This window comes from Pedobacter sp. KBW01 (assembly GCF_003852395.1).
Lineage (GTDB): Bacteria > Bacteroidota > Bacteroidia > Sphingobacteriales > Sphingobacteriaceae > Pedobacter.
Genome location: NZ_QAJQ01000011.1, coordinates 68504 through 90646, shown reverse-complemented (window position 1 = coordinate 90646; position 22143 = coordinate 68504). Strand labels below are relative to the sequence as shown.

9 protein-coding genes are annotated in these 22143 nt (G+C 41.3%); 3 read left to right on the top strand and 6 right to left on the bottom strand.

Features of this window, described 5'->3' with window-relative positions:
* Positions 1-14: 14 nt before the first annotated feature.
* Positions 15-7052 carry a type I polyketide synthase gene (locus tag DBR40_RS12740; RefSeq protein ID WP_124560135.1) on the bottom strand — a complete coding sequence of 2346 codons (7038 nt, stop codon included), beginning with the start codon at positions 7050-7052 and terminating at the stop codon, positions 15-17.
* Between the two features lie 785 nt (positions 7053-7837).
* Here DBR40_RS12740 and DBR40_RS12735 point away from each other — a divergent pair.
* Entirely contained in the window at positions 7838-9166 is a 1329-nt protein-coding gene (locus DBR40_RS12735; protein ID WP_124560134.1) for a rhamnogalacturonan acetylesterase, read from the top strand.
* A gap of 12 nt (positions 9167-9178) precedes the next feature.
* Positions 9179-11521: a glycoside hydrolase family 127 protein gene (locus tag DBR40_RS12730; RefSeq protein ID WP_124560133.1), complete on the top strand. Its 2343-nt coding sequence runs from the start codon at positions 9179-9181 to the stop codon at positions 11519-11521.
* A gap of 288 nt (positions 11522-11809) precedes the next feature.
* Here the strand turns inward: DBR40_RS12730 and DBR40_RS12725 are convergent, their stop codons facing one another.
* The 5 genes from DBR40_RS12725 to DBR40_RS12705 are packed head-to-tail and all read right to left on the bottom strand — an operon-like array spanning position 11810 to position 19228.
* Positions 11810-12784: a glycoside hydrolase family 43 protein gene (locus DBR40_RS12725; RefSeq protein WP_166206730.1), complete on the bottom strand. Its 975-nt coding sequence runs from the start codon at positions 12782-12784 to the stop codon at positions 11810-11812.
* A 2-nt stretch (positions 12785-12786) separates the two neighbouring features.
* Positions 12787-13722 (bottom strand): glycoside hydrolase family 43 protein, encoded by a 936-nt coding sequence (locus DBR40_RS12720; RefSeq protein WP_124560132.1) that lies wholly within the window; start codon positions 13720-13722, stop codon positions 12787-12789.
* A 4-nt stretch (positions 13723-13726) separates the two neighbouring features.
* Positions 13727-15664: a glycoside hydrolase family 97 protein gene (locus tag DBR40_RS12715; protein ID WP_124560131.1), complete on the bottom strand. Its 1938-nt coding sequence runs from the start codon at positions 15662-15664 to the stop codon at positions 13727-13729.
* 6 nt (positions 15665-15670) lie between these two features.
* Positions 15671-17212 carry an alpha-N-arabinofuranosidase gene (locus DBR40_RS12710; protein WP_124560130.1) on the bottom strand — a complete coding sequence of 514 codons (1542 nt, stop codon included), beginning with the start codon at positions 17210-17212 and terminating at the stop codon, positions 15671-15673.
* A gap of 12 nt (positions 17213-17224) precedes the next feature.
* A complete protein-coding gene (locus tag DBR40_RS12705; protein WP_124560129.1) occupies positions 17225-19228 on the bottom strand; it encodes an alpha-L-arabinofuranosidase C-terminal domain-containing protein in 2004 nt (667 codons plus the stop codon).
* Positions 19229-19595: 367 nt separating this feature from the next.
* Between DBR40_RS12705 and DBR40_RS12700 the strand changes: the two genes are divergently transcribed.
* The gene (locus DBR40_RS12700) at positions 19596-22115 is read left to right on the top strand and encodes a hypothetical protein (protein ID WP_124560128.1); all 2520 of its coding nucleotides are present in this window, start codon (positions 19596-19598) and stop codon (positions 22113-22115) included.
* Positions 22116-22143 lie beyond the last annotated feature (28 nt).

The window sequence follows — 22143 nt, the reverse complement described above, 5'->3', positions numbered from 1 at the left end:
CGCTTTGGGAATAGCTATGTCCAGGTGTTTCCAGCCATGATTAATACCTGACTTTCTTTACCATATTTTAGTTCGTTAAGGAAAGTTTCCATTCCATCCTGTAGTGGGATCAGTGCAATTCCCCTGCGCTGGTATTCTTTCTCCAAAGTTGGCGAAACCATACCTGCACCTTTCCACGGACCCCAGTTAATGGCCATTACCTTACCCTGTATTTTCTGTTTCAAGGCCCAAGCATATTTGTCCATTACACTGTTGGCAGCGGCATAATCAGTTTGCCCGCGATTTCCGTAAACAGAAGCAATGCTCGAGAAAAGGATTACAAACTGGGTTTCTGGTCGTAATTGCTCGGCAAGCACCCTTAGTGGGGTTACTTTGGTGTCGAAAACACGTCCGAATGATTCGGATGTTTTATTGTGGAACAATTTATCTTCCAGTAAACCTGCACCGTGTACCACACCATCAATACGGCCATGTTCTTCGTAAACCTGATTAATCAGGCGGGTTAAAGCTTCTTCATCTTTAAGATCGAGCGATTCGTAAACCACGGTAGAACCGCCTTCTTCTAAAGTTGCAATGCAACGTAAAATCTGATTGTTTTTATAAATACGGTTGGTTTCCTGTTCAATTTCTGCAGGTTTTTTAATTTCTCCCTGTTTAATCAGGTATTGCCTGATCTCATCTTTGGTTTTTAATGCAGCACTGGCCTCATTTGCCGAGGCGATCGGATTTGCAGAACGGCCAACCAGGATGTATTTGCAAGGATAATCTTTGGCAAAATGGATCATCAGTTCGGCTGTAATCCCTTGTGCACCACCTAAAACCATCACCACGGCATCTTTATCCAAATGGATGTGTGCATCGGTTTCTGTGCTTAACTGGGTTGGTATCAGCTCCATGATGTGACGCTTATGGTCGTTGTAGATAATCTCGGAAGGTTTATCCGGGTTTAAAATTTCGTTCAGCGCCATGTTGGCAATTTCATCGGCCGACATTTTGGTTTCCAGACTGATGAAACGACATTTGGTATGTTCATACTCGCGATCCAGGCTTTTAAAGAAACCCGAATAACCCTGGTAATTCCTTAAGAAAGAAATATCAGACTGGTCGTTAAAATAGCGCTTGGTATCAGCAATCAGATACACCCATTTAACGGTATCGAAATTGAGTTTTTTAATGGTTGCAAAATGATCCAGGATGCCTGATTTCTTTTGCGCTTCGAACATGTTCATGATGATGAGTCCCTGATAGCCGTCCAAAGGATCTTCGAAATTGACTACATCGGCAATGGCACCATGTTTTTCTAAAAGCTTTTTGATTTTGATGGCTTGTCCGCCACCATCATCTGTTAAGGCAAAACGTTGTCCTTTTAAAATGGCGGCTTCGGTAACCGTTAAGGCCGCAGGAGTAAGCTCAAATCTCAAACGCGATAATTTTTCTTTAACGGTTCGATCATCGATGCTCTCCTCAATAAGCTTTTTTGCTTCGGTAAGCACCTCCGAGCTTTCCGCTTCAACATCTGCAATCCAGTTAACCAGGGCATTTAATGTTTTAATTGCCGCCAGTTTTTCCATTAAATCATCAGCTTGTTCGCTTTGGGCACCAAAACCGATTTTTTCTTTTAATGAAGCAATAATTTCCATCCTTTTGATCGAATCGATACTCAAATCAGCCTCAAGATCTAAATCCATGCCCAACATTTCCTTAGGATAACCTGTTTTTTCGCTTACCACATCCAGAATGGCCGACTTTAACTGATCAATCGAGAATTTTGCTGGCTCTGTCAGGCTTGCAGGCAGAGTCACAGGAGCTGGCGTGCTAACAGCTGTTGGTTGCGCAGTATTTTCGGTAATCCAATTTACCAAACTGCTCAAAGTTTTCAGTCCGGCAAGCTGTTCCATAATTTTATCTTCCGGAAGGTTTAGCTGAGAGAAACCACCCAGTTCGGTACGTAATGCACCGATAATTTCTACACGTTTGATGGAATCAATACTTAAATCGGCTTCAAGATCCATTTCCATACCCAGCATTTCCTGTGGATAGCCGGTTTTATCGCTTACAATCTGCAAAAGCACCAGTTTCAGGTCTTTTGCTGCAATTACAGGGGCTATTACTTCAATAGCTTGTGCCTGGGGTATCTCTTGTTTTATCGTGATCTGGTTTTCAATCCGTACGGGTTGAGATGTTTGGTATGATGTTAAGGGTTGATTGATGATCTGTGCCGGCATTGCAGGTGCCTGCCCTAAAAAGGAAAGCATAACATCGCGTTGTGCCTGAATCAGCATTTTCATGCTGTGCAGGTATTCCTGCATCATCAGGTCTTTGGCCGAGCCATTAGCCTGTTGATTTTCAGTTTGGGTAGAGGTGTTGTTCATAAGGGTAATCGGTTTAGTAATAGGTGATGCACCATTTGCCGGAAGTTTACCTGTTGACGGAACAGCGTGTTGACCGTTCACATACCAGATAGCCGGACTTTTTTTATAATTGGAAGGTTCATCCAGTTTGATCGTTTTAACTGAACGGCCTTCGAATAATTTTTCGAGTTTAATTTCGCGGCCGGTAGCCATATAGCCGGCCAGTGTGCCCAATAAATTGCTTAATTTGTTCTGACCCTGATCTTCGGTGTGCAGGATCACTTCGTCCTTACCGATACAGGCTTTGGTTAAACCGCTTAGCACCTTGCCAGGGCCAACTTCTACGAAAACCCTGGCTCCGGCGGCATACATATCCCTAAGCTCATCAACAAAAAGGACAGGTTTTATCAAGTGGTCGGTTAAACGTTCTTTTACAGCAGCGGCCTCAATAGGGTAGGCTTTTGCAGTGGTGTTAGACCATACCGGAATTTTAAGATCATTAAAGTTTACACCCGAAAGTACCTGTTGGTAAAGTACCTTCGATTTTGCAACCAACGGACTGTGGAAAGCGCAGGCTACTTCGAGTGGACGGAAGGATATTTTTGCATCCTTTAAAACCGTCACTAATTTGGCAATACCTTCGGTACTGCCTGCAATTACACATTGTGTTGGAGCATTAAAGTTTACCGGATAAACTTCTTCAATATCGTTTAGGTATTGTGCAAGATTTTCCTGTTTGGTACTTACGGCAAGCATGGTACCTGGATCGCCGTTCTCGACCGCATTCAAAATAGCTACAGCCCTTTTGGCACTAAGATGCACCAAAGCTTCTTCTTCGAAAGCTCCTGCAAAACAAAGTGCAGGCAATTCGCCATAGCTGTGGCCGGCAACCATATCGGGTACAATACCCAACGAGCGTAAAAAGTTGGCAATGGCCAGGTCTACAATCCCCAACAGTGGCTGGGCCATGCGGGTATCTTTAATCTGCTCTTTTTGTACTTTGGCATCGACATCGTTAAATACCGTGTTGGGGAAAAGGACCTTTTCATACTCCGGATAAGCTTTCAATAGTTTTCTCATTTCGGGGAAAACCACAAAAAGATCTCTTGCCATATTTACCCTCTGGCTACCCTGACCAGGAAACATAAAGGCAACTTTACCCTCCTGTTTTTTGGTTAGGTAGGTATCTTTACTTTCAACGCCCGATAAAACAAGATCGATTTTCATGACCAAATCTTCAGCATGGTTGGCTACAATGCTTAATTGAACTGGTTTTGCATCGGCAGTAGCCAAACTAAAAGCAATATCTTTCAGTTCGATCTGATCGTTCAGTTCTAAAAGGTTTTTAACCGAAACAAGGCGGTTTTTGGCTTCTTCGTAGGTATCGCCCCTGAAAACAAAAAGTTCAGATGGCCACGATTTTAAGATCGGATTTTCATTATTAATATTTTGGGCGCTTTCGAGTACCGCATGGAAGTTTGTACCGCCAAAACCGAAAGCACTAACACCTGCGTAACGTTTTTCTTCCATCCATAAACCTGCTTCGGTATGGAAAGCAAATGGACTGGTTTGTGCGTTATAAAAGCTATTCGGTGTTTTTAAGTTAATGGTTGGAGGTTTAATGCCATGGTAAACCGATAGCGATGCTTTGATTAAGCCTGCAATACCGGCAGCGCACTTGGTATGGCCAATCTGTGTTTTTACAGAGCCTAAATGTGTTTGCCCCGCTGTTGCACCTGCTTGGTTAAGCATATCGGTTAATGCGCTGATTTCAGTTTTATCGCCAACTACAGTGCCTGTACCATGTGCTTCTACCAAACCGATTAACGAAGGGGTGATTCCCGACTGGCTATAAGCTCTTTCCAGTGCATTTACCTGTCCGTTTTTACGTGGTGCGGTTAAGCCCAGGCTTTTTCCGTCGCTCGATCCGCCTACACCTTTAATAATGGAGTAAATGGTATCGCCATCGCGTAAAGCATCATCATATCTTTTCAATACAATCATGGCAATACCTTCGCCAAGGGCAATTCCATCGGCTTCGGCATCAAAAGTGGCACATCTTCCTTTTTTAGAAAGTGCGTGTGTGCTCGAAAACATCAGGTAATCGTTAATGCCGTTGTGCAGATCGGCCCCGCCGGCCAAGACCATGTCTGATTTTTCTAAAAACAATTCCTGGCAGGCCAGGTCAATTGCCGCAAGAGATGAAGCGCAGGCTGCATCAACAGTATAGTTTCTACCACCCAGGTTTAACCTGTTGGTAATCCTGCCCGAGATTACGTTGGCCAAAATACCCGGAAACGAATCTTCTGTCGTTTTTGGTAAAGCGGCGTCTAACTCTGCAGGCATTTCGCCAAAAATCTGTTTGTAATAGCCCCTAAAGCTGTAGCTGTTGGCAAGGTCGTTTCCGCCTTCGGCACCGATAATTACCGACACATTTTCGTTATCTACACCACCATCGGCATAACCCGCATGCTGCATGGCCTGCTTGGCCACCATTAGGGTAAGCAGTTGTGTTGGCTCAATAGCGGCAAGTGATTGTGGCGGAATACCAAATTCGAGCGGATCAAAATCTATCCTTGGGATAAAACCACCCCATTTAGAGTGCGACATATCGCCGGCTGTAGAATCGGGGTTATAATAAAGTTCTTTGTTCCACCTTTCGTCGGGCACTTCGGTTACCGAATCTTTACCTAAAATAATGTTACGCCAGTATTCTTCGAGGTTTTTAGCCCCGGGGAAAATACAGGCCATACCTACAATGGCCACATCAAGTGCTTTTGCTTTATTAACCGGAGGCGAAGGAAGTACTGCATTTAATATATGCGTATAATTTTCATCGGCTACATCCTGATGAAGATTGAGCAGTGACATCACTTCTTTGTGCATCGGTGCAATCTGACCGATCATGTACATGCCAAGATCGGTTTGCTCTGCCTCGTCTATTTTTACAAGTTTATCTCCACGTCTTTCAATTCCCTTTGCTGCAATACGCAAGCGGCCAACATTAAGCGACTCGAGTTTTGCCCAGATTTCTTTTTTATCCATCCCTTCTGCATGAAGTTTTTGTTTTTCTTCGTTAAAGAAAGTGGCAAATGAAGAGTTCAGGCAGCGGGTTTCGTGTCCGGGAGCAGTTTCCAGCAGCACGGTTTCGTTTGCCTGCATCGCTTCCTGCTGAAACTTATCTAAAATGGCTCCAGTACTTACCGCTTCTTTGGTGTATAAATAAGCTGTACCCATTAAAACGCCGATTTTCATTCCCTTAGCCGCCAAAGGAGCAGCCATTACCGAGATGAAAGCCGTAGAAAAAGCATCGTGGATTCCGCCAGCGAAGAAAACACTGATCTGATCTGCATTTTCTTCTTTTAACAAACGCTCGATCTGCTTTTCCCACAACACCATACTGGATAGGGGACCAACGTGACCACCACATTCGCGGCCTTCGAAAACGAAGCGTTTGGCACCTTCTTTCAAAAACATATCCAGCAACGAGGCCGAAGGCACATGTAAAAAAGTTTTGATACCTGCCTTTTCGAAAGGTTTAGCCTGCGAAGGTCGGCCACCTGCAATTAATAAAACAGGAGGTTTGGCATTTAAAATGTATTCCTGCTGTTCGTCCCTAAGCTCCTGTGGAGCAAAACCCAAAATACCTACACCCCAGGTTTTTTCGCCTGCAAGCTTTTTGGTTTCTTCGATCAGGTTTTTGGCTGATTCGCCTTTTAATAAAGATAATGCGATGAATGATAATGCACCAGCTTCCGAAACTGCATTGGCAAAAGGTGCAACATCGCTCACCCGCGTCATGGGCCCCTGTGCAATAGGGTAGGTGATGTTTAAATCCTGGGCAAGCGAATTGTTTGCCTTGATTACATTGATGGCTTTGGCTTGTTTAATGTGTCCGTAAATGGCTTCCTTTATGCCGAAGACCAATTTATCGAGCTTTTTATATTTGTTTACCAAATCGATCGATAAGGCAATATCCTGTCCCATTGGGAGGTAATCTGTTTCGAGATTATAACCGTTAAAGTATTTTTCCAGGCCATTGTAATCGGTATCTTCTGGCAATACTGGTGAATTTGGACGAACCAGTACCCGGCAATTATCGATCAGTTTGGTTTCTGTTCCACTTAATTTGCTGCAAACTGTTTTTAAATCTTCCGGTACAGCAGATTCGGGGAATAAAGCCAGCTGACTATCTAAAATAATCCCTGCTGCACCCTGTGCTATTAAAGAAGCGGCAGTATGAATACCTACACCGCCCTGAACCCAAACCGGAATGTTAACAGCTTGGATAATTCGTTGGAAAAGTACAAAAGAAGATTCGTAAGCAACGCGACCAGCACCTTCATTTCCTTTTACGATAATGCCATAGGCACCATTTTTTTCTGCTGCGCGGGCCGATTCAAGATCGAAAACCTGATAAATGATTTTTGCTGTGGTTTTGTTTTTTAAGGCAAGATCGAAAGGTGCAATAACCAAACTTACGTTTGCAGGTAGATCAATGTTAACTAATGCGGCCGAGTTGATGCTTACTCCAAAATCGGAGATGCCGGTAGCAATAGTTGAGGAAATTGCGTTTTCAGCTTCTTTTATACGATGTCCAAGACTGAGAACCGGAAAGCAATCTGCTTTTTGTAAATTGGAAACCAATCTACTATCAGGGATTTCGAAGGGAGTTACTCCAATAATGGCGTATTTGTTCATGGCTTTAGATTTGAATCTTCTACTTTGTTTGGTGGATGACTTTATATACGGCATAATGGTTCTTTATGCCGACTTTAACACGCAGCAATTCAGCTTTTTAGTGTTGAAATGAGTGTGTATGATTAATTAGACTAAGATACAAATTGGCAGCGTCAGATTTTCTGAAATGGAGCTGAATGAATGAACTGAACGATTATAAAAGACTAAAGTTTTCGTTTTAGGTTAAAATGAATTTTCTGAACAGAAAGTGTATTGTTTAAATGAAATCGATGTGTTTTTAAGGTTTTTTAGGATTTGAAAGCTAAAAATTAAGCAGTTATTGATTTAATATTATCAATTGATTAATTCGTATGGTTTATTTGTTAATTGATTGCTTTATTAGTGCTTAAGCTTGCGTTTTTATAAGTTCTTAATTGTTGATTATTCTCGTTTTTGCAGATTTGTCTGTGTAGATTATGTTTTCTTTGTCATTTTTTATGACTTATATCTTGTCTGGAATTTTTATATGAAAATTCCATAAAAACACCAAGTAGTTTTAATAATACATTTATTTATTTTTAATCATTATGTGTTGAGATCCGTTTGTTAGCTTTTTCCGAAGCTATAGGTATCTATAAATATTAAAAACACTATAAATCAAAAGATCTCTGTATTAATGGTTTAATTGGAAATTGTTTTTATATATTCGTGTTATAATCGTTAATAAGACGTTTAATTTAGCCAAATTCAAATCATACTATCGTGCGCCGTGGGTTGCCATTGGCAGGTCGGTATCAATTTAAATTATGAGTATTCAGCATTTTATAAAACCATTCGTTGTTTTAGCACTATTGGCCAATCTTTCGCAGGCCCAGCAGAAAACCAGTTACAAATTTGATTTCGGTCCAGGCAAGGTTGCCAAAGGCTATACCCAGGTTTTACCTATTGATGACTACAGCAAAGAAAAGGGGTATGGATTTGATTTTGACTCAAAAGTAAGTGCTGAAGAAAATGACGGTAAAAATCTTTTAACCAGCGATTTGGTTAAAAGTGATAAACCTTTTTATTTTTCTGTGGCTTTGCCCGAAGGGAATTATAAAGTGACTGTAACCCTTGGCGACCCTAAAAATGCAGCGCTAAGCACTGTAAAAGCCGAGTCGCGCAGACTTATGCTCGAGAATATCAAAACTGCTGCCGGCCAATCGCTCAGCAAAACCTTTGTGGTGAACATTAAAGATAAAAATATTGCAGGTGGGCAGGTTGTTGGGCTAAAGCCACGCGAACTAACCAAGCTGGATTGGGACGATAAACTGACTTTAGAATTTGATCGCCAAACTGCCCTGCAAGCTATCGAAATTACCAAAGCAGAAGATCAGATAACGGTTTTTCTGGCTGGAAATTCGACGGTTGTGAATCAGGATGATGAGCCCTGGGCCTCGTGGGGGCAAATGATTCCCCGCTTTTTTAAACCCGGCGTGGCCATTGCTAACCATGCAGAATCAGGTTTAACATTAGGCTCTTTTGCAGGGAGCAGGCGTTTAGCTAAGATACTGAGCATTATGAAACCGGGCGATTACCTGTTTATAGAATTTGGGCACAACGACCAGAAAGAAAAAGGACCAAACGATGGTGCTTATAAATCGTATAGCGAAAGGATAAAGACTTTCATTTCGGAAGTGAAGCAAAAGGGCGGGATCCCTGTAGTGGTAACCTCTACCAGCAGGCGGTCTTTTGGGACGGAAGGAAAAATTGTAAATTCTCTGGGCGATTTCCCCAATGCGGCACGTAAGGTAGCTGCCGAAGAAAAAGTTGCCTTGATTGATCTGAATGCTATGACAACAACTTTATTTAATGCCCTAGGTGAAGAACCTTCTAAAAAAGCATTTGTTCATTATCCGGCCAATAGTTATCCGGGGCAGGATAAAGCACTGGCCGATAATACCCATTTTAATCCTTATGGAGCTTACGAAATTGCACAATGCATTATTTTAGGGATTAAGGAACAGAAACTGGGCATCGCGAAATACCTGGTTAATGACCTGCCGAAGTTTGATCCGGCTAAACCAGATGATGTAAACAACTGGCACTGGCCCGAAAGTCCGAAAAGTAGTGTAGTTAAACCTGATGGCAATTAACAAATGGAGAAAATGAGAATAACATTGGTATTGCTGCTTTTTTCTTCGGCGGTTACTGTTTTTGGGCAAAACGCGTTACAGCCATTTGCCTTAAGCGAAGTTAAATTATTGGAAAGCCCCTTTAAGCGGGCACAGGAAACCGATTTAAAATATATGCTGTCGCTCAATACCGACCGGCTGCTTGCTCCATATTTAAGAGAAGCTGGATTAACACCCAAAGCGCCATCGTATGGTAATTGGGAAAATACCGGTTTGGACGGTCATATCGGCGGTCATTATTTATCGGCCATTTCGTTAATGTATGCCGCTACCGGCGATGTACGTTTAAAGGAAAGATTGAATTATATGGTTGCGGAGCTTGCCAAATGCCAGAATCGAAATGATGATGGTTATCTGGCGGGTATTCCGGGAGGAAAGGAAATCTGGAAAGAAATTAAGGCTGGTAATATTAAGTCATCTAGTTTCTCACTAAATGGAAAATGGGTGCCTTTGTACAACATCCATAAAATTTATGCAGGTTTATACGATGCCTATGCGGTTGCAGGCAATGCGCAGGCCAAGCAAATGCTGGTAAAATTAACCGACTGGTGTGTTGATTTGGTGGCTAATTTATCTGATCAGCAGGTGCAGGAGCTTCTTAAGAGCGAGCATGGTGGTTTAAACGAAACTTTTGCACATGTGTATGCCATAACCGGCGATCAAAAGTATCTTAAATTAGCGAGGCGGTTTTCAGATCAGTCTATCCTTAAACCGCTTTTAAAAAATACCGATGCGCTAAATGGCTTACATGCCAATACGCAGATCCCCAAAGTAATTGGTTTTGAGCAGATCGCTTTACTGGATAAAGATACTGCATGGGCTAAAGCAGCTAACTTTTTCTGGAAAACAGTTGTAGAACATCGCACCGTAGCCATTGGGGGGAACAGTGTACGCGAGCATTTTCATCCGGCAAATGATTTTTCATCTATGACAGAATCGCGCGAAGGACCCGAAACCTGCAATTCTTATAACATGCTAAAGCTTACCAAACAGCTGTTTTTGGCTGCTCCCGCTAATACTTATCTCGATTATTACGAACGCACACTCTATAACCATATTCTTACTTCGCAAAGGCCGGAAGGTGGTTTTGTGTATTTTACGCCCATGCGCCCGGGGCATTACCGCACCTATTCGAGTCCGCAGGAGAGTTTTTGGTGTTGTGTAGGCTCTGGACTGGAGAACCATGGGAAATATGGCGAGCTGATTTACGCACATAACGCAAATGATGTATATGTAAACCTTTTTATTCCTTCTACCTTAAACTGGAAGGAGAAAGGCATTCAGCTTACACAGCAGACACTTTTTCCTGATGCTGAAAATACTACGCTCAAATTTAGTTTGAAAAACAAACAGCGTTTTGCTTTACATTTCCGTAAACCTGCCTGGGTAGGGCAAGAAAAAATGACAGTTATGGTGAATGGGAAAAAGGCAGCTGTAAAAAATGATGTTAACGGTTATTGCAGTATCGACCGTGTTTGGGCAAGTGGTGATGTGGTTAATATTGCCTTACCAATGCACACCACAACTGAGTTTATGCCTGATGGTTCGGATTGGGTGGCTTTTCTTCGTGGTCCGATTGTGCTTGCAGCGTCACTCGATACTTTAAGTGAACCCAATTTAACAGCCGATGATAGCAGGATGGGGCACATCGCTTCGGGCGCTTTATTTCCAATTAGCGATGCACCGCTGGTTACAGGTAGTAAAAATACTTTAGCGCAAGAAATTACGCTGACTGATCGGAACACTTTAACTTTTAGTGCTCAAAATGCGATTTATCAACCTAAATATAAATCGTTAAAGCTGGTACCGTTTTATACTTTGGCCGAAAAGCGTTACGTGGTTTATTTTCCATATAGCAGTACAACGGCATTGCCCGAACGTGCCAAAGCGATTAAATTGGCAGAAGATGAAAAGATGATATTGGAGCAGAAAACAGTCGATTTGGTCAATACAGGCGAACAACAACCAGAGTCGGATCATCATTTCAAAGGTGAGCAAACCGATAACGGCACATATAAAGAAAGACATTTTAGAAATGGAAAAGGATGGTTCGGTTATTCACTTAAAAACAAGGATTTACTGGCTAAGAAGCTGATCTTAACTTATTACGGGAAGGATAAGAACAGAAACTTTTCGATATGGATTAATGGTGTTGCTGTTGAACACGTAAAGCTTGATGGGAGTAAAGGGGAGGCTTTTTATACACAGGAGTACGAAATTCCAAAGGCATTGCTAAAAGCAGAGCTGGAGCTGAAGTTTGTTGCGGATAGTGGCTCAACGATAGCGAATGTGTATGAAGTGAGGTTAGTGAAGTAGGTTTTGTACAATCAGATACGATCGTCTTCATTTCCTGTCCGTAGTGTTAAGCGCAGCGTCACTACGGATTAGTGAATAAGAATGAGTTTTTAAACCCAATAAAAACGAGTCGTAGACTCTTTTCTATTTATAATATCCGTAGCGCCCTTCGGAACTCTACGGACAGATTGGTTAAATCCTTTCCTGAATTTTAAAATCGATGCATATAATCCATAGAAGTCAAGTTTTTAAAAACTTGACTTCTATACTTTACTGTCGGATCAGCATTGATGTAAATGATTAAAAGATCTACTTAGCTTTCTTAATCCCTTCGCTGGTCATTACCACACGTTTCATTGTTCCATCACTGTTATAATTCAGGTAATCGATACATACCGAACGCCTAAAGCTGCCTCCATCGGTATTGATGGCGCCATTGTGGTAAATGAAATATGATTTACCTTTAAAATCAATAATAGCTTGATGGTTGGTATTCGAATTTCCGGCAATTTCATTTAAAATGCCTTTATATTCCCAGGGACCATTAATGTTTTTACTCATTGCATACACAATTTTTTCAGGGAATTGAGAGGCGTAAGACAGATAATACCATCCTTTTCTTTTGTGTACCCATGGGGCTTCGGTAAACTCGGGTACATCTACTTTCTGTATTGGCCCATCCAGTTCGATCATGTTTTTTTTCAGTTTGGCGTAATAACATTTCTGATTGCCCCAAAATAAATAAGCCTGACCGTCATCATCGATAATTACAGTTGGATCGATATCATCCCAGCTAATTTTTACATCGGTAGTCATATCATTGGTGATTAAAGCTTTTCCGATAGCATCTTTAAAAGGGCCTCTCGGATTATCGGCTACAGCTACGCCAATAGATTTGCCATGTATCGTGCCATGGGTAATGGCTACGTACCAATAAAATTTACCATCTCTTTCAATCACCTGCGAAGCCCAGGCATCGTCTTTCGCCCATGCAAAATCTTTTACATTGAGCGGCGATTTGTGTTCTTTCCAGGTAACCATATCTGCAGACGAATAACACAGCCATTCGTGCATTTCGTAAGTGTTTTTAGGCTTTGGCGGTACATCGTGCCCGGTGTAGAGGTAAACCGAATCGCCATATACAAAAGCAGCTGGATCGGCGGTGTACTTATCGGTAATAATTGGGTTGCCTTTGGCTACTATGATCTGCTCTTGTGCTTTAACTGTAAAGTAGGTAGATGCGAGCATTAAAATCAATCCGCATCTTTTAAAATTCTTTACCATACTTATTGTTTTAATAATTCTTTAAGTTCTTTTTCTTTAATGCTAAGGATGGTGCCATGCCTTAAACCTTTTGGTAGGCTGATTTTATCGGAAACATCGATCCAGTTTTTTAAATCTGTAGATTGGATTGCACCGTATTTATGATCACGGTACTTATCAAAATATACCATCCAGTTGTTGCCGGTTTTTAAGGTAGTTGGTCCTTCGGCCCAGTAATTTCCGGTAATCGGGTTTCCAGCTTTGCTGTAAGGACCAATTAACTGATCGGAATAAGCCATTTTAATGTTTTTTTGAGCTGGCTCACGGGTTTCGTCTTTTAAAAACATCACAAACTGTTTATCATCTTTAACGATAGTTGCATCAATTACATTAAAGCCGGGGTCGTAAAGAAGTTTAGTTTCTGAAAAGGTTTTAAAATCTTTAGTAGTAATATAATACATCCGGTGGTTGTAGCCACTTTCTTCTGTCGAAGCCGTTTCGTTAAACTTACCGCTAATGGTTGTGGCCCAATAAATCATGTAGGTTTTGGTCTGGCTATCGTAGGTTATTTCAGGTGCCCAGGTATTGCGTGCGCCTGCTTCTTTTGCCATAACCGGTATAAATTGTTGCTCGCTCCAGTTGATTAAATCTTTAGAGCTGGCATAACCAATGCCTTTATCTTTCCAGCTAACCGTCCACACCATGTGAAACAGGCCATCGGCCCCACGGATAATGCATGGATCGCGCATCAACTTGTCATTACTTACAGCAGGAGTGAGGAAAGATTGATCATTTTTTAATGCTGTCCATTTATAGGCATCGGTACTGTAAGCCAGGTGAAGCCCATCTTCGCCATTGCTTTTAAAGTAAGCGAAAAGATGAATTTCCTTTTTAGCCTGTGCCTGCACATTTAAAATAGCACAAATAAGCAGTAAAGCTGTATAGAATAGTTTCTTCATGATTTTATTTCTGCGTTACAACAATTACAAAACCGCCATATGGTTTCATTTTAACAGGAGGGGGAGATTTAAGGTCGATGCCTCCGGTTATAAAATCAGTACCCTCTTCGGCATCAATAATGATTTCAGCCTCTTTTGCGTTGAATTTTGAAAAATCAAGGTTGATTAGCTTATCCGAATTTTCGCCATTTATACCGGCGATATACCATTTCGAACCTGCTTTACGTGCCATCACTACAAATTTACCAGGGTAACCATCAATAAATTTAGTGTCTTCCCAGCTTGCCGGAAAAGTTTGCAAAAATGATTTTACATAAGCTGGTACTGTCGCCATACCATTAGGCGATTCGGCCAAATGCTGAACACCTGATTGGAAAATTACAGGCAAGGCCAGTTCGAATGCAGCAGTGGTTTTACGTTTAATATTTGGGATTTTAGATAAGTTCATCGGTGTAAAGTCCATCGGATCGAATATATTCCTCGTAAATGGAATAGTAGTGGCATGCAAAGGCTCCTCATTTGCATTGTTTTGATCGAAAGTGATAAATTCCATTCCCTTAATCGATTCCATGGTAACCAGGTTCGGGTAAGTGCGTTGCCAGCCTCTTGGCAAAGTTGCGCCATGGCAGTTTACACTTAAACCGAATTTTGCTGCATCTTCAAAAAGTTCAAGGTAATAGCGGATCATCGATTGACCATCACCTCCAAAAAAATCGACTTTTATGCCTTTGATGCCCATTTTTTGGAGCAAAGCAAATTCTTTTAAACGGTTTTCGTGTGTGGTTAATTTATTTTTTGGTGTATACTTTACGGTGTTCCAATCGCCGGCAGAGTTGTACCAAAGCAATAAACCTACATTTTTCGATTTGGCATAATCGGCCAGTTGCTGCATTTTTTCATAGCCTATTTTTGTGTCCCAATCCACATCAATCAGGCAGTATTCCCATTTCATATCAGCCGCGAAATCGATGTATTTTTTCTGTATGTCGTAAACAATCGAATTATCTTTCAACATGATCCAGCTCCAGGAAGCTTTGCCAAGTTGAAATAACTCGGGATTGATAGCTGTTTTTGTCGGAGCGGCTAAATCAGTCCCTAGAGTAGATTCGGTTACTTTTTTAAGGCTGCCAACAGCAATTACCCGCCAGGGCGTGTACCAGGGCAATGTAGATTCGGGATTTACATTTTGGTTGGTAAAAGCTTCTCTGCCGTCTGGAAAGCCCACCTGATAATTTCCTGCCGGCGAATTTTGCTTTAACCGGGTGGCACAATAACCGCCATCTAAGCCAACTTCGGTAACCAGCAACCAGGTATTCTTATAATTAAACAACGCAGGATAAACCCAACCTGCTTGGGTGGGCGCAGGCGTTCCTACACTGATCTCTTTTTTATAATATTCTTCGTACGATGGATTGGTGCTTTCCCAACCGGTTTTAGCAACCGACATGGGTTGCATCCAGGCCTTGGTACTTTCAAAGAAATGAAATGCCGTTTTTTCTTCAGTAATTTTTTTCAGTTGTGTATCTGCATCAGGAAAATAATAACGGAAAGCCACGCCATCATTTGAAACCTGAAAAATAACATCCATCTTTTGTGCCGATGCATTTTGCAGGTGCAAAATCCGCTTATTGGCCAGATATTGATTGTTTAGCCTTTTACCGTTTTTTAAAGTATAGTTATCTTTAACCAGCTCATTTTTAGAAACCGACAGTACGGTAAGGTTTTTAGCAAAATCTGCATCTTCGCGTATTAAACCAAGTGATGAATTTGCCAGTACAGGAGCAGATTTTCTGCTGATGGTATAATAAGCTTGTTTATTTTTAAGAAAAACGGAAACACTTAATTCTTTATCCGGGCTTGTAATTTCGTATTTAGTTTGCGCCTTAAGCATTTGGTTAGCCGAAAACAGCAAAAATATAAGGCTTGCAATTTTATATTTCATCTTCAATTATTTTAATTCTAATACCACAACCGATTGAGCCGGTAATTCTACCTTTAAACTGTTTCCTGATTTTTTTGCGCCGTTAAACTTGGCATTATGCACTTTATTGGCATCTGTAAAACTGTTTACATCGGTTAGTTTGGCCGAAGTTAAGATCTGGCCGGTAACTGTGCTCCATTTCAAACCATCTAAAACTGTGCTTAAAGCAATTTTCTTGTTCGGATCGAGGTTAACCAACGAAATATGGATTGCACCGCTGGCATCCTGCGAGGCAGAAACGTTTAAGGCTGGAATTTTTTGGTCGCCTACAGCATAATCAGGACTGGTAAAAGCAATTGGTAAGTATTTAGCATCCTGGTGCACTTTGTACAAATCAAAAACATGGTAGGTAGGCGTGAGGATCATTTTATCCTTTTCGGTTAAAATTAAGGCTTGAAGTACATTAACAGTTTGTGCCAGATTGGCCATTTTAACACGGTCAGAATGGTTGTTAAAGATGTTTAAGGTTGTGCCGGCAATAAGTGCATCGCGTAAGCTGTTTTGCTGATATAAGAAACCAGGATTTGTGCCGGGTTCTACATCCGTCCAGATTCCCCATTCATCTACCACCAGGGCTACTTTCTTTTTCGGATCGTATTTGTCCATAATGGCTGAGTGTTTGGTTACCAGCTCTTCCATTTTTAAGCAGTTTTTCATGGTCGAGAAATACTGTGCTTCATCAAATTTGGTTGCCGATCCTTTTACACCCCAGCTGCCTGTTGGGATCGTATAATAATGCAAAGTTAGTCCCCACATCTGGTTGCCAATATTTTTCATGCACGTTTCGGTCCAGTTGTAATCGCCCGAGTTTGCACCACTGGCAATCCTTTTTAACGGTGCACCCGGATAGTTGCGGGCATAAGTTGCATACCTGCGGTATAAATCAGAATAGTAAGCAGGAGTCATATTGCCGCCACATCCCCAGCTTTCGTTTCCTACGCCCCAAAATGTCACTTTCCATGGTTTTTCCCTTCCATTTTGGCTGCGGATAGCCGTCATTGGGCTTACTCCATCAAAATTCAGGTATTCTACCCATTTGGCCATTTCTTCAACGGTTCCGCTACCCACGTTGCCCGCTATGTAAGGTTCGCAGTCAATCATCTGGCAGAGATCTAAAAACTCGTGAGTTCCAAAGCTATTGTCCTCAGTTACGCCTCCCCAGTTGGTATTCACCATTTTTGGGCGCTGGTTTCGTGGTCCTATGCCATCACGCCAATGGTATTCGTCGGCAAAGCAGCCACCGGGCCAGCGTAGGTTAGGTACTTTAATTTTCTTTAGGGCATCTACAATATCGAGTCTGATTCGCCCTTTATTTGGAATAGTTGAATTTTCATCTACCCAAAAACCATCGTAAATACAACGGCCCAAATGTTCAGAAAAATGACCGTAAATGTGTTTGCTTACAATCTGATCGCCTGCAGGTTTAATGGTTAACTGCGTTTCGTTTTGCGCTTGTGCAAAAATGGCACAACAGAGCATGGTGGCAGAGAAGAATAGTTTTTTAATCATAATCTCTTGAATCTATTGGTTAAATGGAATTTTGATAACGTTAAAAGAGTAGGGCTTTAAAGCCAGGTTCAGTTTTTTGCCTTTCAGGTTAATGGTATGCTTTTGCGGACTTACTGCTTCCGGGTTATCGAAAGAGTTGAGTTGGTTTAAATTGCTGTTGGCTATTTCCTCGTTGGTAGCCTTGTTTCTGAGTTTCAATTTTCCATCCAGGTCAAAATCTATATTTTGTGCCTGGTCTGAGTTATTGGCAATTTTAATGATCAGTTCTTTTTTGCCTTTATCAGTTACCGCAGAAGCGTATAAACCATCCTGACCGGTAATGTTTTTATCGCCCAGAGTAATGGTTACCACATCGGTGCCTTTATTGGTCGAAAAAAGTTTCTGTACATAATAATCAGGCGTGCCGTACGATTTCAGGTTATCAACCCAAATCATATCGGGAGCCCATTGCCAGGCATCGATATGAGCAAAAAGTGGGGCATAAGAAGCCATTTGCACTACATCGGCGTTGCGCTCTAAACCTGTCATTAACGATGCTGAAGCCAACGCACTTTGCCAGTTGTTTTTATTGCTGCCGGTAATATTGCCACTGGCATGTACAGCATACTCGCCCACAAAAACCTTCGATCCGTTTCTGGGATAGCTATCATATCGGCCAGCATTTTTTAAAAACCAATCGGCCGGGCGGTAATAATGTTCATCTATAAAATCGGCATTGTTGCTTCTTAAAGTATTGTTCAATAGGTTAAAGCGGTCGCCGTCAGGGTCGGTACCCGAGCTGTTGATGAGTTTAAAATCAGGATATTTGGCTTTGATGGCTTTGGTAAAAATTGCCACCCTTTCTAAATATTGTGGTCCCCAGTTTTCGTTACCCACGCCCATCATTTTTAAATTGAAAGGTTTCGGGTGTCCTAAATCAGCGCGCATTTTGCCCCATTTGGTGGTGATATCGCCATTGGCGAATTCAATAAGGTCTAAAGCATCCTGTACGTAAGGATCAAGTTCATCAAGTGAAGCCACTTCGGCCGAGTTAAACTGGCAGGCCATGCCACAGTTTAAGATCGGTAAAGCATCCGAACCAATATCTTCGGCCAGTTGAAAATATTCGAAAAAGCCCAAACCAAAGCTTTGGTAATAATCGGGTGCAGGGCGATGAGCAAACTCGGTATTCCAGCGGTTCATAATCAGCTGTCTGTTTTCGATTGGGCCAATGGTTTTCTTCCATTGGTAACGGTTGGCCAGATCTGTTCCTTCTACAATACAGCCACCTGGGAAGCGGATAAAGCCGGGTTTCATATCGGCCAGTAACTGTACCATATCTGCCCTTAAACCTTGCGGACGGTTTTTCCAGGTATCGCCGGGAAACAAGGAGATCATATCCAGATCGATATTTCCATTGCCCTGGAATAAAATAGAGAATTTGGCTTTAGGGTCGGTTTCGGTAGCAGTAAAGCTAGCCGATTGCTTTTTCCAGTCGTTCCCCGTTTGATCGGGTGTTAGGCTTCCTTGCCCAATTACCTTGTTGCTGGCATCTTTTAACAGGAGTACCAGTTTAACCCCAGGCTTAGCTTGACGGTACATAACCGAAAAATCGTAACGCAGGCCTTTTTTTACACCAATTCCTTTAAAGCCCTCGTTAACCAGTTCAAAATCGTCTGTTTGTTTTTTTACCTGTAAATACCTTGGGTTGGCGGTGTTCACCTCCTTGCGGTTTAGCACCAATATTTCGCCTTCCTGTGGCCTTTTTCTTTGAATACTCCAACCCATTAAGGGTTTGGCAAACTCGAAAGAACGGTTTTTAATCAACTCGGCATAAATACCACCATCGGCACCAAAGTTAATGTCCTCGAAAAAAACTCCCCACATGTTAGGCTGCACTTTGGCAATAGGATGGTCGGTTTTTACTTTAATTACTTTTGCGGTTTGCGCTTGTACTTCGGATATGAACCCAATTCCAATTGTAGCATACACTATGCATGCAGAAAACACACTTTTTACAGGGTAATTTAATTTCATACGGTTTAATATTTGGAAGAATCTAATCGTAAAAGTAAAATATTTAAAATAATAAACGTTAATTTAACATTTATTTTTTTGTTGCATGTCAATTTTGTTAATAAATTCTAGAATATTAGCATTCTGAATAATGATATGACGCGCGAAAATTGGTCAGGGAGTAGTAAAAGGGTTTAGTAAAGTAACTTTTTACTTGATGTTTTTAATTTATTTTCAAGAAACCCTTAAAATCTTTCTTATAACATATTGTCATCATTAAAAAGCAGGATACTACAGGATGCACGTTAAAAATATACTATTTACATTCGGCTTGGATCATTTAACCGTTGTTACTACGCTTCTGTTAAGATTCGCTAACCAATTGCACATGATGAGCCTTCGCTACTCCAATATTTCTTGTATTGATGATGTTTTTTGCAGGGCTGTTTATGCCAGAAAAGCAGTTTTATTCCATCGAAAAATTAATATGGATTTCAAAAAATATCTTTTGCTTACACTTTTAAATGTATTTGCATTTTGTGGTTTCGCGCAGCAAAAAACTGTACCTGCTATTGCTAAGCCGGGTATTAAATTGTTTTTTGAGAAATCTTATTTGCAACTAGACCGTAGTTATTACAGCACCGGCGAAACGGTTTGGTTTAGTGCCTATCTGGTTAATGGAAAAAGCACCAGCTTAACCGCTACCAGCAACAACTTATATGTTGAGCTGGTTTCTTCAAAATCAGTTGTACTCGATAGTAAAATTATCAGAATTGATGGAGGTTTGGGCAAAGGCGATTTCGAATTAAAAGATTCCATTCCTTCGGGCTGGTACAACATTAGGGCATACACCAGCTGGATGCGGAATTTTGGTAATGATTTTGTGTTTCAGAAAAGGATATATGTAAGCAATAATATTGTGGAAAACGCTTCTTATTTTACCCGCAATGCGGAGAAAAAGAACGATGTTACTGCAACAGCCGGCAAAACAAAATCAATTGCGTTTTTCCCCGAAGGCGGTTCGCTGGTTGAGGGCATAACAAGTGTGGTAGCTTTTAAAACCAATGATGAGCTTGGAAACGGACTAAAAGCAACCGGAAGCATAATCTCATCAAAAGGCGATACCATTGCCACATTTAACAGTACCGAAGCCGGAATGGGCATTTTTGCTTTAACGCCTCAACCAGACGAAAAGTACCGCGTTACCGGGCAGTATGATCAGGAAAAATTCGCAGCAACATTGCCTGTTATATTGGGTAAAGGACTTTCGCTACACGTTACTACCGATTCGGCTAATATAAAGGCAGTAATTAGTGCAAATGCACCAATTTTTACCGAATTAAAAGATAAAACCATTACTATCATGGTAAAGCATGGCGGTGATGTAATTTATTCAGGCGCTATCAAACTCATCAAGCCTACAGTTTTGGTTACTTTTCCAACCAAAGGTTTTGCAAGGGGAATTTCGGCTATCACACTCCTTGACGATCAGGGCAGGCCTAATTGCGAAAGACTCGTATTTATTCAGGGTGATGAAAATATCAATATGGCCATCACGGCTGATAAGACAACTTATAAGCCACGCGAAAAGGTAACATTAAAGGTTAAAACAAGTAATGCACTTGGCCAGCCAGTTAAAACTTCGCTCTCTTTGGCGGCTGTTGATGAAATGATTCCGGATGATGGGCAAAATATCATGGCTTATCTGCTATTGCAATCGGAAATTAAAGGGGAGGTTAAAAACGCTGCACAATATTTTGATCTAAGTAATCCATCTCGGTTAAAACAGCTCGACTTACTATTACTTACACAGGGCTGGAGAGATTATTTATGGAAAAAACTGGCCGATTCGAGTATAAAAATCAGCTACATGCCCGAACCAGGTATTACCATTAAAGGTTCGGTAAGAGAAAAGCTGGCCAATAAACCACTGGCCAATATGAACATTACTTTATTTGGTTCTAATTTTACCGGCGATAAGCTTTTTACTACCAAAACTGATCAGGAGGGAAATTATTTCCTTGATGGCTTAAAATGGTTCGGAAACCAGTCAATTAAAATTTCATCAAAAGACGATAAAGGCAAAAAAGGTGGCTGGTTGCAGATTGATACCTTAATTAAGCCCTTAAACCTGGCTTCGCTAAAAATGCCACAAACGGGTATTCCAAATCCTTTAAATGTAGAGTTGGGTAAACGCATGGATTATAACCGTACTTATAAATTTGGCGATTCCATTACCTTAAGTGAAGTGGAAATTAAAGCAGCGAAGAGCAGGCAGGTTAATCTTTTTGAAGAAACCTTAACCAGTTTTGGTTATCCGGAGCAGGTTTTTAACATTACAGCAGCCGATTACTCGTATAAAGGACTGGAACATTTTCTGTTAACCAAGGCCAATGGCGCCATGCCGGTTGATGATACCGATAGCATTGGGAATGAAGGAGTGGCTTTTATTATTGAGGGAAAAAAAGTAAGGCCCAGGATTAAAGTAAACAACCGCGAAGAGCTGGTTACCGAACGGCTCGATTATTACAGTTTAACCATGGATCAGATCAGCCAGGTAAAAGTGCAGCATTTAATTGGTCGCTCTAATAATGAAGTGTATCTCATCAGTCTGGTATTAAAAGACGAAGCGTTGCGAGGTGCGAACTTAAACCTGCTGAACGTTAACTTAAATGGCTATTACAACGCCCGCACTTTTTATTCTCCCAATTATGCTAACCCAGCGACCCAAAGCAAAGATTTAAGGACCACAATATTCTGGAACCCCGGCGTAAAAACAAACGAAAACGGAGAGGCAACTATTACTTTTTACAACAGTGATAATAAGAGCAATGTGCGTATTAAAGCCGATGGAATTACCGATAAAGGTGTAGCTGTGGCGGCCAAAGCAAGCTATAAAATTCAATAACCAATTAACATACAAACATGAACAAACT

Excerpts from the sequence above, each read along its gene's own strand:
- DBR40_RS12740 (WP_124560135.1), bottom strand. The coding sequence starts at position 7,052 with ATGAACAAATACGCCATTATTGGAGTAACTCCCTTCGAAATCCCTGAT.
- DBR40_RS12735 (WP_124560134.1), top strand. The coding sequence starts at position 7,838 with ATGAGTATTCAGCATTTTATAAAACCATTCGTTGTTTTAGCACTATTG.
- DBR40_RS12730 (WP_124560133.1), top strand. The coding sequence starts at position 9,179 with ATGAGAATAACATTGGTATTGCTGCTTTTTTCTTCGGCGGTTACTGTT.
- DBR40_RS12725 (WP_166206730.1), bottom strand. The coding sequence starts at position 12,784 with ATGGTAAAGAATTTTAAAAGATGCGGATTGATTTTAATGCTCGCATCT.
- DBR40_RS12720 (WP_124560132.1), bottom strand. The coding sequence starts at position 13,722 with ATGAAGAAACTATTCTATACAGCTTTACTGCTTATTTGTGCTATTTTA.
- DBR40_RS12715 (WP_124560131.1), bottom strand. The coding sequence starts at position 15,664 with ATGAAATATAAAATTGCAAGCCTTATATTTTTGCTGTTTTCGGCTAAC.
- DBR40_RS12710 (WP_124560130.1), bottom strand. The coding sequence starts at position 17,212 with ATGATTAAAAAACTATTCTTCTCTGCCACCATGCTCTGTTGTGCCATT.
- DBR40_RS12705 (WP_124560129.1), bottom strand. The coding sequence starts at position 19,228 with ATGAAATTAAATTACCCTGTAAAAAGTGTGTTTTCTGCATGCATAGTG.
- DBR40_RS12700 (WP_124560128.1), top strand. The coding sequence starts at position 19,596 with ATGATGAGCCTTCGCTACTCCAATATTTCTTGTATTGATGATGTTTTT.